The 12,425-nt window shown below is 69.1% G+C and carries 14 protein-coding genes; all 14 read right to left on the reverse strand.

Going from position 1 to position 12,425, the window contains the following annotated elements:
- Positions 1 to 11: 11 nt before the first annotated feature.
- Entirely contained in the window at positions 12 to 503 is a 492-nt protein-coding gene (locus AB4059_RS09740; RefSeq protein WP_498978714.1) for a chemotaxis protein CheW, read from the reverse strand.
- 30 nt (positions 504 to 533) lie between these two features.
- Complete coding sequence (locus tag AB4059_RS09745; protein WP_498978715.1) at positions 534 to 2,510, reverse strand: chemotaxis protein CheW; 1,977 nt, start codon at positions 2,508 to 2,510, stop codon at positions 534 to 536.
- A gap of 3 nt (positions 2,511 to 2,513) precedes the next feature.
- On the reverse strand, positions 2,514 to 2,879 hold the full coding sequence (locus tag AB4059_RS09750; RefSeq protein WP_498960050.1) for a response regulator: 366 nt from the start codon (positions 2,877 to 2,879) through the stop codon (positions 2,514 to 2,516).
- Complete coding sequence (locus AB4059_RS09755) at positions 2,876 to 3,166, reverse strand: STAS domain-containing protein (RefSeq protein ID WP_498978716.1); 291 nt, start codon at positions 3,164 to 3,166, stop codon at positions 2,876 to 2,878. Before AB4059_RS09755 ends, AB4059_RS09750 begins: the two co-directional genes overlap by 4 nt.
- Positions 3,167 to 3,230: 64 nt before the next feature.
- Positions 3,231 to 3,827 (reverse strand): chemotaxis protein CheW, encoded by a 597-nt coding sequence (locus AB4059_RS09760; RefSeq protein ID WP_498978717.1) that lies wholly within the window; start codon positions 3,825 to 3,827, stop codon positions 3,231 to 3,233.
- Positions 3,824 to 4,594 carry a ParA family protein gene (locus tag AB4059_RS09765; protein WP_498978718.1) on the reverse strand — a complete coding sequence of 257 codons (771 nt, stop codon included), beginning with the start codon at positions 4,592 to 4,594 and terminating at the stop codon, positions 3,824 to 3,826. Before AB4059_RS09765 ends, AB4059_RS09760 begins: the two co-directional genes overlap by 4 nt.
- A gap of 1 nt (position 4,595) precedes the next feature.
- Positions 4,596 to 5,543: a flagellar motor protein MotD gene (gene motD, locus AB4059_RS09770; RefSeq protein ID WP_498978719.1), complete on the reverse strand. Its 948-nt coding sequence runs from the start codon at positions 5,541 to 5,543 to the stop codon at positions 4,596 to 4,598.
- Between the two features lie 8 nt (positions 5,544 to 5,551).
- Positions 5,552 to 6,292 carry a flagellar motor protein gene (locus AB4059_RS09775; protein ID WP_498979053.1) on the reverse strand — a complete coding sequence of 247 codons (741 nt, stop codon included), beginning with the start codon at positions 6,290 to 6,292 and terminating at the stop codon, positions 5,552 to 5,554.
- An 8-nt stretch (positions 6,293 to 6,300) separates the two neighbouring features.
- A complete protein-coding gene (locus AB4059_RS09780; protein WP_498978720.1) occupies positions 6,301 to 8,055 on the reverse strand; it encodes a chemotaxis protein CheA in 1,755 nt (584 codons plus the stop codon).
- Positions 8,056 to 8,069: 14 nt separating this feature from the next.
- Positions 8,070 to 8,708, reverse strand: a complete 639-nt coding sequence (locus tag AB4059_RS09785) for a protein phosphatase CheZ (RefSeq protein WP_498978721.1) — start codon at positions 8,706 to 8,708, stop codon at positions 8,070 to 8,072.
- Positions 8,705 to 9,097, reverse strand: coding sequence for a chemotaxis response regulator CheY (gene cheY / locus AB4059_RS09790; protein ID WP_498978722.1), 393 nt, complete (start codon positions 9,095 to 9,097; stop codon positions 8,705 to 8,707). Before cheY ends, AB4059_RS09785 begins: the two co-directional genes overlap by 4 nt.
- An 83-nt stretch (positions 9,098 to 9,180) precedes the next feature.
- Entirely contained in the window at positions 9,181 to 9,936 is a 756-nt protein-coding gene (locus AB4059_RS09795) for an RNA polymerase sigma factor FliA (protein ID WP_498978723.1), read from the reverse strand.
- Positions 9,933 to 10,817 (reverse strand): MinD/ParA family protein, encoded by an 885-nt coding sequence (locus AB4059_RS09800; RefSeq protein WP_498978724.1) that lies wholly within the window; start codon positions 10,815 to 10,817, stop codon positions 9,933 to 9,935. Before AB4059_RS09800 ends, AB4059_RS09795 begins: the two co-directional genes overlap by 4 nt.
- Positions 10,804 to 12,414: a flagellar biosynthesis GTPase FlhF gene (flhF, locus tag AB4059_RS09805; RefSeq protein WP_498978725.1), complete on the reverse strand. Its 1,611-nt coding sequence runs from the start codon at positions 12,412 to 12,414 to the stop codon at positions 10,804 to 10,806. Before flhF ends, AB4059_RS09800 begins: the two co-directional genes overlap by 14 nt.
- Between the last annotated feature and the right edge of the window lie 11 nt (positions 12,415 to 12,425).

Raw genomic sequence — 12,425 nt, forward strand, 5'->3', positions numbered from 1 at the left:
AAGAGCGAGCGTCACGCCGCCTCGGCAATCAACCCCATCTCCGCACTCGTCATCAACCGCTCGATGTCGAGCAAAATCAGCATCCGGTCGTCCAACGTCCCGATCCCCGTAACGAACTGCCGATCGATCCCCGCGCCGCCCAACTCCGGCACCGCCCGCAACTGATCCGGCGACATCCGCACCACGTCCGACACACGGTCCACCACGATCCCCACCACCCGCTCGGCGATGTTGAGCACGATCATCACCGTCTGCGCCGTGTACTGCGCATCGGGCAACCGGAACTTCACCCGCATGTCGACCACCGGCACGATCACCCCGCGCAGATTCACCACGCCTTTGATGTAATCGGGCGCGTCGGGCAACCGCGTGGCGGTGTCGCAACCGCGGATCTCCTGCACCTTCAGGATGTCGACACCGTATTCCTCACCACCGAGGGCGAAGGTCAGGAACTCCTCGGCGGGATTGGGTGCGGCGGAGGTGGTGGCTTGGACGTGGGACATGGCGTTACTCGTTCCGAATGGGTCGCGGCGTCACGCGGCCGCGGCAAGGCGCGCGGTCTGCGCGAGGGTGGCGGGATCGACGATCAGCGCGACGCGGCCGTCGCCGAGGATCGTGGCCCCGGCGATGCCCGCGACGCGGCGGTAATTGCTTTCGAGATTCTTGACGACCACTTGGTGCTGGCCGAGGAGATCGTCGACCTCCAGCGCCAGGCGCCGGCCATCGCTTTCGACGACGACGGCGATCGGGCACGCGCCCTCGCGCTCGCCATCGAGCGCAGGCAGGCCGTATTGCTGGGCGAGGTTGAGCAGCGGCAGGTAATCCTCGCGCACGCGCAGCACGCGCGTGTCGTTGGCGATGGTGCGCACGTCGCCGGGCGCGAGCTGCAGCGATTCGACCACGATGTTCAACGGCAGGATGAAGGCTTCGCCGCCGACCGCGACGGACATGCCGTCGACGATGGCGAGCGTGAGCGGCAGGCGGATCGAGACGGTGGTGCCGCGGCCGCGTTCGCTGCGGATTTCGACCTGGCCGCCGAGCGCGGTGATGTTCTTCTTGACCACGTCCATGCCGACGCCACGACCGGAGAGGTCGGTGAGTTGTTCGGCGGTGGAGAAGCCCGGTGCGAAGACCAGGTCCCACACTTCGGCGTCGGTCGGATTGTCCGACACGCGCAGGCCGCGTTCGGCGGCCTTGCGCAGGATGCGCTCGCGATCCAGGCCGCGGCCGTCGTCGCCGATCTCGATGACGATGCGGCCGCCCTGGTGCGCGGCGGTCAGGGTGATCGTGCCGGTTTCGTCCTTGCCTGCGGCACGGCGTTCGGCCGGCGATTCCAGGCCGTGGTCGATCGAATTGCGCACCAGGTGCACGAGCGGATCGACGATCTTCTCGATCACGCCCTTGTCCAGCTCGGTGGCTTCGCCCGACGTACGCAGGGCGACCTTCTTGTCCAGGCGCGTCGCGAGGTCGCGCACCATGCGCGGGAACCGGCTGAAGGCGAATTCCACGGGCAACATGCGCACGCCCATGATCGATTCCTGCAGGTCGCGCGTGTTGCGTTCCAGTTGCGCGAGGCCGGCAAGAAGGGCGACGTTCGCGGACGGGTCGAGGTGTTCGGAACGCTGGCCCAACATCGCCTGCGTGATCACCAATTCGCCGACCAGGTTGATCAGTGCATCGACCTTGGAAACCGAGACGCGGATGGAGTTGTCGTGGTCGGTCGTGCGTCGGCCGCCTTCGATCGGTGCCGTCGACAGCGCGGCTTGCGGTTCCAGCACGGGCGCCGGCGGCGCGACCAACGTGTTCGCAACGCCGCTTTCGATCGACAGCTCGCATTCGTCCTGCACCCACGCGAACGCTTCGTCGATCGCGCTGCGCGGCACGCTGCCGGGCAGGGTGAGGTCCCACGCGAGGTAGGCCGAATAGGGATCCATCGCGTCGAAGGCCGGCAGGCGCGCGTCGAGGCATTGGATGCCGAGCTCGCCGTGGGTCGCCAGTTCGCGCAGGATGCGCAGCGGGTCGTTGCCGCTCATGAACATCGACGGCGCCGGCACGAACGCGATGCGCCAGTCGCCTTCATCGCGCGTCGTCGCTGCGGCATCGGAGGCCGCATTCGTCGGCGACGAGCCGCCACCGAGCAAACGATCCAGGCCCGCGCGCGCCTGTGCCAGCGCGCCCTGGTCCACCGCGTCGCCGTGTTCGCACGCGGCAAGCAGCGCGCGCAACACATCGACCGCGACCAGCAACGCACCGGTCGCGTCGTTGTCCAGGCGGCGTCGACCGCTGCGTGCTTCGTCGAGCAGCGTTTCCAGCAGGTGCGTCAGGTCGGTGACGGCGGTGAAGCCGAACGTCGCCGCGCCCCCCTTGATCGAATGCGCGGCGCGGAAGACGACGTTGATGGTCTCGGCGTCGGCGCGTCCGGCTTCGAGCGCGAGCAGGCCGCCTTCCATCGCATCGAGGCCTTCGCGGCTTTCATCGAAGAACGCGGCGTGGAAGCGGGTGATGTCCATGGCTCAGCCGAGGACCTTCTTCAGCGTGGCGACCAACTGCGCGGGATCGAAGGGCTTGACGAGCCAGCCGGTCGCGCCGGCGGCCTTGCCTTCCATCTTCTTGTCGCCGCCCGATTCGGTGGTGAGCATCAGCAGCGGCGTGAACTTGTACGCCGGCAGCTGGCGCAATTCGCGGATCAGCGTGATGCCGTCCATGCGCGGCATGTTGACGTCGGTGACGACGGCATCGAAGCGTTGCGTGCGCGCGATTTCCAGCGCGGCCTGGCCGTCCTCGGCCTCGCGCACGGTGTAACCACCGGAAGTGAGGGCGAACGCGACCATCTGCCGCATCGAGGTGGAATCGTCGACGATCAAAAGTTGCGCGCTCAAGCGGTCTCTCCGGTGTGGGTCTGGACCCCCAGGCTGACCGCGAGTCCGAGCTGGCGCGCGGCGGCGGCGAGGGTGGGCGATGCGTGGGTGACGAAAGTGGATTGGCCGCGCGCGGCGCGGTCGCGGACGAAGGCATGCAGCACCTGCAATGCGGCGGCATGCACGCGTTCGACCGCTTCGCCCGACAGCGCGACCGGCGCATCGCTGGACAGATGCGGTTGCAGCGCCGCCTGGAGGTCGGCGACGTGTTCGATGCTCAGGTCGGGTTGCAGCTCAAGCTGGTGCATGGCGTTTGCGTGCGCGGGGATCACGTGGATTAACGGCGCGGATGCGCGGGACTTGAGGTGGCGGTCAGTCGCCGAACAGGGCCGTGGCATCCAGCAGCACGGTCGGTGCGGCGCCGACGCGCGCGATGCCGAGGATCGCGCCCTGCCGCGTGCCGACCAGCGGCGGTTCGATGCGGTCGCGTCCCAGCGTGACCACGTCGTCGACGGCGCTGACGAGCACGCCGATCAACTCGTCGTCGCGTTCGACCACGACGATGCGGCTGCGTTCGTCGGCCTGTACCCAGCCGGCGTCGAGCCATAGGCCCAGGTCGAAGACGGGGACGATGCGCCCGCGCAGGTTCATCACACCGAGCACGGCGCGATCGGCGCCGCGCATCGCCACGACCGGTGCGAGGCGCACGACTTCCTGCACGCGCAGCAATTCGAGCGCATAGCTGTCGGCACCGACGGCGACGCGCAGCCAGCGTTGCGCGGTCGCGATCGCAATGCGCGTCGGGAGCGCCGCAGGATCGGCGGCCGGTGTCGGCGCCGCAGCGGGTGCAGGCGTGGGCGTCGGCGCAACGACGGGCACGTCCGCCACCACGGGCGGAGGCGGCGGTGCGTCATCAAGCAAGGCATCGACATACGCGTCGACGATCGACAACACGGCAGGCGGGTTCATGCGGCCAACTTCCGTGCTGGATCGGCTTGCGCGAGCAGCCAATCGAGCGCGCGTGCATATGCGGTCGCGCCGCGGCCCACCGGGTCGGCGACCGAGGCCACCGCATGCGCGTCGCGCAGGCGCGTGTCCATCGGCACCGCGATCGGGCACACGCGGCCGTCGTAGCGTTGCTGCATCAGCTCCAGGCTCTCGATACCCGAGCGCGTGCGACGATCGAACAGCGTCGGCAACACGAATCCGGGCAGCGGGCGACGGCGCGAGCGCTCCACCATCTCCGCGGTGCGCAGCATGTCGGCCAGGCCGTGCAGCGCGAGCGGATCGGTTTGCGTCGGCACGATCAGGCGATCGGCGCCGGCCAGCGCGTTGATCATCAGCAGGCCCAGCGTCGGCGGGCAATCCATCAGCACGTGGTCGTACTGCGACCGCGCGGCGTGCAAGGCGCGACCGAGCGCGAGCCCGAGCCCCGGCTGCGTGGCACCGCGACGTTCCAGCGTCGCCAGCGCGGGTTGCGCGGCGACGAGCGAGAGACGTTCGATGCCCGTCGCGCGCGCCATCGACGACAGGGTCGCGTTGGCGGCAAACACATCGTGCGTGCCCGTCGCGGGCGGATCGGCGGGGACGCCGAAGGCGCGCGTCAACGAGGCATGCGGATCGAGGTCGACGAGCAACACGCGATGCCCGGCCTGCGCGAGTCCGCGCGCGAGGAAGAGGGTGGTCGTGGTCTTGCCCACGCCGCCCTTCTGGTTGGCGATAGCCCAGGCTTGCATGTCAGCCGGCTCCCGGTAGCGGAAGGGAAGGTTGCGGGTCGGTCGCATCCGGGAGCAGCGCGATGGTCGGCCCCGGTTGCGGCACGGCATCGGGCGCGACGGGCGCGGCGAGGATCACCAGCAGCACGCGGCGATTGGCGTTGCGTCCGGCTTCGGTGGCGTTGTCGGCGATGGGTTGGTGCTCGCCGAAGCCGACCACCGCCAGGCGTCGCGGCGCGACGCCTTCTTCGATGAGCACATGCACCATGCTCGCCGCGCGCGCCGAGGAGAGCTCCCAGTTGGACTGGAATTGCGCGGTGCGGATCGGCTTGTCGTCGGTATAGCCTTCCACGCGCACGGCGTTGGGTTCGCCGCGCAGCACGGCGCCGATCTTGCGCACGGTCGCGATGGCGGTCGTGCTCGGCACGGCGACGCCGCTGCCGAACAGGATGTCGCTCTGGATCTCGACTTCGATGTAGTCGTGCCCGCGACGCACGGTGACCAGCTTTTGTTGCACCAGTGCGCTCAGGGCTTCCTGGATCTGTTTGCCGAGCGACGCCAGTTGCCGTTCGCGCGCGCCTTCGCCGGGCGGCGGCGCCTGCATCGTTGCCGCCTGCAGCTTCGCCTGCTGTCCGTACGTCGGCTGGTCGAGCAACTGGTGCACTTTTTTGACCGCCACCGGGCTCGTCGAGGCCGGCCCGTTCTTCGCCGCCGCGGTCTGCAGCGACGGACGGTCGAAGGCCGCGCCACGCAACTGCGTCTGGCCGATGCTGAGCGGCGAAATCGTGCGCGGCGGACCACCGAAGGCCGACGACAAGGCATCGGCCATCACGCGGTACTTGCCTTCGTTGACCGAGGAAATCGCGTACATCACGACGAAGAAGGCGAGCAACAGCGTGACCAGGTCGCCGTAGGGGATCGCCCAGGCTTCGTGGTTGGCGTGTTCTTCGTGGCGGTGCCTGCGGGCCATGCGCGGACTCAGGGCAGGTAGCCGTTGAGGCGCGCTTCGATGTTGCGCGGATTTTCGCCCTGCGCGATCGCGATCAGCCCTTCGACGATCATCTCGCGCTCTTCGGCCTGCGCATTGACCAGCCCCTTGAGCTTGGTCGCCATCGGCAACAACGCGAGGTTGGCCAGGCCGATGCCGTAGATCGTCGCGGTAAATGCCGCGGCGATGCCGTGGCCGAGCTTGCTCGGGTCGGCGAGGTTCTTCATCACCGCGATCAGGCCGAGCACAGCGCCGATGATGCCCAGCGTCGGCGAATAGATGCCCATGCCTTCGAACACTTTCGCGGCGGCCAGATCGCGCGCGTTCTGTCCGTGCAGTTCGATTTCCAGCATCTGCCGGATCGATTCGGGTTCGACGCCGTCGACGACCATCTGCAGGCCCTTGCGCAGGAACGGATCGGGCTGCGCCTGCACTTCGACTTCCAGGCCCAGCAGGCCCTGCTTGCGTGCGACCGTGCTCCACCCGACCAGTTGCGCGATCACCGCGGTGCGATCCTGCGACGGCGGACGGAACACCCAGCGCACGATCTGCAGTGCGCGCTTGAACGTCGCGGCGGGTGTCTGCAACAGGATCGCGGCGATGGTGCCGAGCACCACGATGACGAACGCGGCCGGCGACCACAACGCCGACAAACCCGCGCCCTTGAGCACGCTGCCCACCAACAGGGCGGCGATCGCGAGGACCGCGCCGACGACACTGAGTCGATCCAGGGGTGTCTTCATCGGTCAGTCCGCAGGCCCGTGCGCAACAGCGCGTCGACATCGAGGATCAAGGCCATGCGGCCATCGCCGACGAGGCTCGCACCCGCATAACCGGGCAGACCGCGCAGCGTTTTGGGCAGCGCCTTGATCACCACTTCCTCGCGACCGCGCACGCGATCGACCGCCAGGCAACACCGTTGTTCGCCCGACTGCAGCACCACGTTGGTCGCGACGCGATCGGCCGCCGGCGCGGCGCCGAGCCATTCGCGCAGATCGAGCAGCGGGACGGGTTGCTGGCGCAGGTCGAGCATGCGGCGCCCGTCCAGCCACAACACGTCGCCTGGCGCATGCGAGAGCACTTCGACCACGCGCACGAGCGGTAATGCGTAGACGTCGTCGTCGATTTCGACGAGTAGCGTGGGCAGGATGGCGAGCGTCAGCGGCACGCGGATCACGAAGCGACTGCCTTCGCCGACCACCGACTGGATCTGCACCTGGCCGCTGAGTTCGCGGATTTTCGATTGCACGACGTCCATGCCGACGCCGCGGCCCGACAGGTCGCTGACTTCATCGCGCGTGGAAAAACCGGGGAGGAAGAGCAACTGCAGGCATTCGTCGCTGGTCAGGCGCGCGGCCGCATCGGCGGCGACCAGGCCCTTTTCGATCGCGCTGCGGCGGATCTTCTCCGGATCGATGCCGGCGCCATCGTCGCGGACTTCGATCGCGACGTGGTCGCCTTCCTGCTGCGCGCTCATGCGCACGCGGCCCTGTTCGGGCTTGCCGGCGCGACGCCGCGCCTCGGGCATCTCGATGCCGTGGTCGATCGCGTTGCGCACCAGGTGCACGAGCGGATCGGCGAGGGCTTCGACGAGATTGCGATCCAGTTCGGTGTCGGCGCCGACGACGTCGAGCTCGACGCTCTTGTTCAACTGGCGCGCGACATCGCGCGCGACCTTCGGGAAGCGCGCGAACACGCGCCCCACCGGTTGCATGCGCGCGGTCATCACCGCCGACTGCAGGCGCGAAGTGGCCACGTCGAGCGCGGCCACCGCGCGATCCAGGTCGTCGTCGCGCAGGCGCGGGCGCAGTGTCTTGAGGCGATTGCGCGCGAGTACGAGTTCACCGACGAGGTTGACCATCGCATCGAGGCGACGCACGTCCACGCGCACGGTCTGGTCGGCATCGGACGCCGCGGGTTTGGCGATCGGCGCGGGTCTCGGCGCCGCGATGGGTTGCGGCGTCGGCGCGACGGGCGCGATCGTCGCGATCTGCCCCGGGATTCCGCCGGCACCGTGCAGCGTGTCGAGCAGCGCTTCGAAATCCAGGTCGTCGATGTCGTCGCCGCCCTGCGCGAATTGCGCGATCGCGTCCGCGGCGGGCGCTGCCGGCGCAGTGCCGGTGGCGCGCAACGCGGCGAGCAGCGATGGCGGTGCCGGATCCAGCGGAAGTCCCGCGGCCACGGCGGCGAGCATGTCCGACACCAGGTCCAGCGCCTGCAGCAAACCGTCGAAGGCCGGCGCATCGAGCGGCGCCGTGCCCTTGCGTGCAAGGTCGAGGCGGTCTTCCATCGCGTGGCAGACCTGCACCATCGGCACGAAATCGAGGAAGCCCGCACCGCCCTTGATGGTGTGGAATCCGCGGAACACCGCATCCAGCCCGTCGCGATCGGTCGGATCGTGTTCGAGCACGATCATCTGCGCCCCGAGCTGGTCGAGGATCTCGCGCGCTTCGACGAGGAAGTCGGCGCAGATGTCGGAGGCGAGGGCGGACACGCGTGCGGTCGCCGTCAGAGACCGAGCGAGGAGAGCAGGTCGTTGGCGTCGTCCTGCGTGGCTGGCGCGGCGTCGAGGCCGGCGAGCGACGGGCCGAAGCCCTTCGTCGACAATTCCTGCGCCGACAGCTGCAGCGGACGCGCTTCCGACGCCACGCCACCCAGGCCCACGTGCACCGCGCCCACCAGGCCGATGACGCGGCGGATGATCTGTCCGGTCAAATCCTGGTAGCCCTGCGCCGCGGTCATTTCGGAAAGTCGGCTGCGGATCGCGGCGGTCGTGGCGAGGGTGCCTTCGTCCGCGTTCGCGTGCGTGGCGAGCGTTCCGACGAGCACGCCGCATTCCTGGATCAGGTCCAGCGTGTGGTGGCTCGCGTCTTCGCAGATGCGCACGACATGTTCCAGGCGCGCGCAGGCTTCCGGCAAGGAGCCGTTGCCCGATGCCGTGCCTTGCCCCAGCACCTGGTCGAGTTCGCGCGCGAGTTTGGCCAGGCCCTGCACCAGCGGCTGCGTGCGCCACTGGATCAGCTCGTCGACGCGCGCGCGCCACGCCGCGTGATCGTCTGCTTCCAGCGCATCGAGCGCGGCATGCAGGCAATCGATCACGACGGCGCGGTCTTCCAGGCCCGCGTCGAAGGCCGTCGCGCCATTCACGCCGCGGCCCCGAGGCGTTCGAAGACCTTGCCCAGCTTGTCGCCCAGCGTCGCGGCGGTGAAGGGCTTGATGACATACCCGTTCACGCCCGACTGCGCGGCCTCGAGGATCTGCTCGCGCTTGGCCTCGGCGGTGACCATCAGCACCGGGATCTTCGCCAGCGATGCATCGGCGCGGATCGCCTTGAGCAGGTCGATGCCCGGCATCCCCGGCATGTTCCAGTCGGTGATGACCAGGTCGAAACGGTCCTTGCGCAGCTCCACGAGCGCGCTGTTGCCGTCGTCGGCCTCGGCGGTGTTGAAAAAGCCCAGGTCGTTGAGGAGGTTCTTCACGATGCGGCGCATCGTGGAGAAGTCGTCGACGATGAGGATGCGGATGTTCTTGTCCATGGGAATGCTCGAAGCCTCGCGTGTTTCGCTGGGACTAACGGCCGCGGTTGGGAAACCTGAAGGGTCGCGGCGCGTGAGGGACGTCAGTCGGCCGTCGGTTCGCCGTCGGCGCCGCGCCATTGGCCCAGGCGCGCGCGCAGCCGGACCATCGCCTGGCCGTGGATCTGGCACACGCGCGATTCGCTGACGTTGAGCACCGCACCGATCTCGCGCAGGTTCAGCTCCTGCTCGTAGTACAGCGACAGCACCAGTTGTTCGCGTTCGGGCAAATCGCCGATCGCATCGCCCAGCGCATGCCGGAAGGCATCGCCTTCGAAGGCGCGCGCCGGCGTCGCGGTCGAGGACACGGCCAGGCGCGGTTCGCCGTCGTGTTCCTCCATGTGCGCGTCCAGGCTGATCAGCTGTCCGCGCGCCGCGTCGTCGACCATCTGGTGGTATTCGTCGAGGCTGACGTTGAGCGCGGCGGCCACCTGGCGCGCGGTGGCGGCCTGGCCGGTGCGTTGCTCGATGTCGCGGGTGGCGGCGACCAGGTCTCGATAGCGGCGATGCACCGAACGCGGCACCCAATCGCCGCGGCGGATCTCGTCGATCATCGCGCCGCGGATGCGGATCGATGCATAGGTCTCGAAGGCCGCGCCCTGGTCGGCGTGGAAATTCCGCGCCGCGTCGATCAGGCCCAGCATGCCGGCCTGGATCAGATCGTCGATCTCCACGCTCGCCGGCAGGCGCGCGGCGACGTGGTGGGCGATGCGGCGCACCAGTTCGGCGTGGCGCTCGACGATCTCGTTCGCCGATCCGTTCTGTTGCGCGCGGTAGTGGGCCGCGGCGACGGCGTTCATGCGGCGGTCCTCGCAACGCCCGGGGCCTGCGCCTGCACCAGGCGCTCGAGGAAGAATTCGACGTGGCCGCGCGCACCGGGTGGCGACTGCCACTGGCGCGAACGCCGTGCGATGTCGCGGAAGGCGAGCGCCGAGGGGCTCGAGGGGAACGCATCGACCACCGGTTCCTGGCGCTGGATGGCGCGTCGCAGCCATTCGTCGCGCGGGATCGAGCCCAGGTGGCTCAACGTGACGTCGAGGAAGCGCGAGGTCACGCGCTCGAGCTTGCGGAACAACTGCTGGCCGTCGGCCGCGTCGCGGACCTGGTTGCCGAGCACCTGCACGCGCGAGACGCCGCAGTCGCGATTGAGCACCTTGATCAGCGCGTAGGCATCGGTGACCGACGCCGGTTCGTCGCAGACCACCACGACGACATCCTGCGCGGCCTGGCAGAAGGTGAGTACGCCGTCGGCGATGCCCGCGGCGTTGTCGACCACCATCGTGTCGATTTCGATGTCCAGTTCGCTGAACGCGTGCACGAGGCCGACGTGCTGCTGCGGCGTGAGTTCGGTCATGTGGCGCTTGCCCGACGCGGCCGGGATCACCATCAGGCCGTTGGGGCCTTCGAGCACCGTCTCGCGCAACTCGCAACGACCGGCGAACACATCGGCGAGCGTGAAACGCGGCGACAGGCCGAGCATCACGTCGACATTCGCCAGCCCCAGGTCGGTGTCGAGCAGCAAGGTGCGCTGGCCCGCGTTGACCAGCGCGGCCGCCAAGTTGATCGACACCGACGTCTTGCCGACGCCGCCCTTGCCGCTGGCCACGGCGATCACGCGCGGCGCCGCGGGGCGCGGCGGCGCAAGGTCCGAATGCGTCAGGCGCACATCATGCGAATGCATGGCGATCCTCGAAGTCGTGGGCGGAGTCGGCGCGGTTGCGCTTTTCGGTGGGCAGTTCGAAGGTCAGCGACAGGCGATCGGCATCGGCGGCGTCGATGTCGGCAGGCACCTGCTGGCCGGCGGTGGTGTAGGCGATGCCGATGTCGTGCGTGGCGAGCATCGAGAGCGCGGCGCCGGGGCGGCCGGTTTCGTCGAGCTTGGTGAGCACGACGCCTTCGGGCGCGGCGGGGCGATAGCGGCGCAGGATGTCCCCGAGGTCGAGCGCGTTGGCGTTGGCCGGCAACACGAGCAGGCTGCGCACGCGGCTGGCCGAACGCAGCCACAGGATCTGGCGCAGCAACGCACGATCGCGCACGCCGTAGCCGGCGGTGTCGACCAGCACGAGCGGGTAATCCTGGAGTTGGTCGAGCGTCGTGCCCAGCGCATCGCTGCCGTCGGCGTCGCACACGGTGACGCCCAGGCGGCGGCCGAGCGCATGCAGTTGTTCATGCGCACCGGTGCGCTCGCTGTCGATGCTCACCAGCGCGACGTCGCGCGCGCGATGGCGTTTGGCGAAGCGCGCCGCGAGCTTGGCGGCGGTGGTGGTCTTGCCCGCGCCGGTCGGGCCGACGAGCGCGATCACGCCGCCTTCGTCGATGGGTTCCGAACGCAGCATCGGCACGCGCGCCATCAGCGCCGCGCGCAAGGGCGCGAGGATTTCGTCGGGCGGCAGGCGCGGGTCGAGGCCGGCGGCGATGTCCTGCGCGAGCGCCGGGTCGCAGCCATAGGCGAGCAGCGCATCCAGCGCGGCCGCGCGCGCGGGCGAACCACGCAGGCGTTCGACCGACAGCTGCGCGAGCTGTTGTTCCATGAGGTGGCGCATCGCCGCCAGTTCGCCGCGCATCGCGACGATGCCGGGATCGGCGGCGGGGTTGGATACGGCGTGCAGCGTGGGCAGGATGGTCTGCGTCGGTTGCGGCGCGGGCGCGGCCTGGATCGATTCGACGGCCATTTGCGGAACGACGTCGTTCGCACCGAGCGCAATCAGATAGTCGGCATCGCACAGCGCGTCGCAGGTGCTGTCCTGGATTTCGTCGTTGGCCGGCGCGACCGGCGCGGGTTGCGCAATCGGCAGTGCCGGCACTTCGAACGCGGCCATCATCGCTTCGAAGCGCGGCACTTCCGCAGGCGCTTGCTGCGGTTCGACGGCGGTGAGTTCGGCGAGCGTCGGGCCCGCGTCGGCCTCGGGCAGGTCGTGGCCCAACTTGAAGATGGCGCGCGCGCGCGACATCAGCGATTCGCGCGGCGCGGTCGCGGGCGCTGCCGCCACAGGCGCGAGGACGACGGGCGCGGGCGCGGCTTCGGGCGCCGACACGATCTCGACGTTCGCCGCGATCGTTGCCTGCGCCGGCATCGACACGATCGTCGCCACCTGCGCGGGCGTCGCGGCGCGCAGTGCCTGCGCGGCCAGCGCTTCGTCGTAATCGGTCGCCGACACCACTTCGATGCCTTCGGGCGTCGCGCGGTTGGACAGGATCACCGCATCCGGGCCCTGGTCGTCGCGCACCATGCGCAGCGCGGTGCGCATGTCGGGGGCGATGAAACGCTTGATTCTCACTGCATGCTCCT

It is taken from the genome of Lysobacter sp. 2RAF19, from assembly GCF_052115395.1.
GTDB lineage: Bacteria > Pseudomonadota > Gammaproteobacteria > Xanthomonadales > Xanthomonadaceae > Noviluteimonas.

What these genes read in the sequence shown, in the direction of transcription:
- AB4059_RS09760 (WP_498978717.1), bottom strand. Translation starts at nt 3,827, where the DNA reads ATGAACCCGCCTGCCGTGTTGTCGATCGTCGACGCGTATGTCGATGCC.
- AB4059_RS09740 (WP_498978714.1), bottom strand. Translation starts at nt 503, where the DNA reads ATGTCCCACGTCCAAGCCACCACCTCCGCCGCACCCAATCCCGCCGAG.
- AB4059_RS09765 (WP_498978718.1), bottom strand. Translation starts at nt 4,594, where the DNA reads ATGCAAGCCTGGGCTATCGCCAACCAGAAGGGCGGCGTGGGCAAGACC.
- cheY (WP_498978722.1), bottom strand. Translation starts at nt 9,097, where the DNA reads ATGGACAAGAACATCCGCATCCTCATCGTCGACGACTTCTCCACGATG.
- AB4059_RS09800 (WP_498978724.1), bottom strand. Translation starts at nt 10,817, where the DNA reads ATGCATTCGCATGATGTGCGCCTGACGCATTCGGACCTTGCGCCGCCG.
- AB4059_RS09795 (WP_498978723.1), bottom strand. Translation starts at nt 9,936, where the DNA reads ATGAACGCCGTCGCCGCGGCCCACTACCGCGCGCAACAGAACGGATCG.
- motD (WP_498978719.1), bottom strand. Translation starts at nt 5,543, where the DNA reads ATGGCCCGCAGGCACCGCCACGAAGAACACGCCAACCACGAAGCCTGG.
- AB4059_RS09745 (WP_498978715.1), bottom strand. Translation starts at nt 2,510, where the DNA reads ATGGACATCACCCGCTTCCACGCCGCGTTCTTCGATGAAAGCCGCGAA.
- AB4059_RS09755 (WP_498978716.1), bottom strand. Translation starts at nt 3,166, where the DNA reads ATGCACCAGCTTGAGCTGCAACCCGACCTGAGCATCGAACACGTCGCC.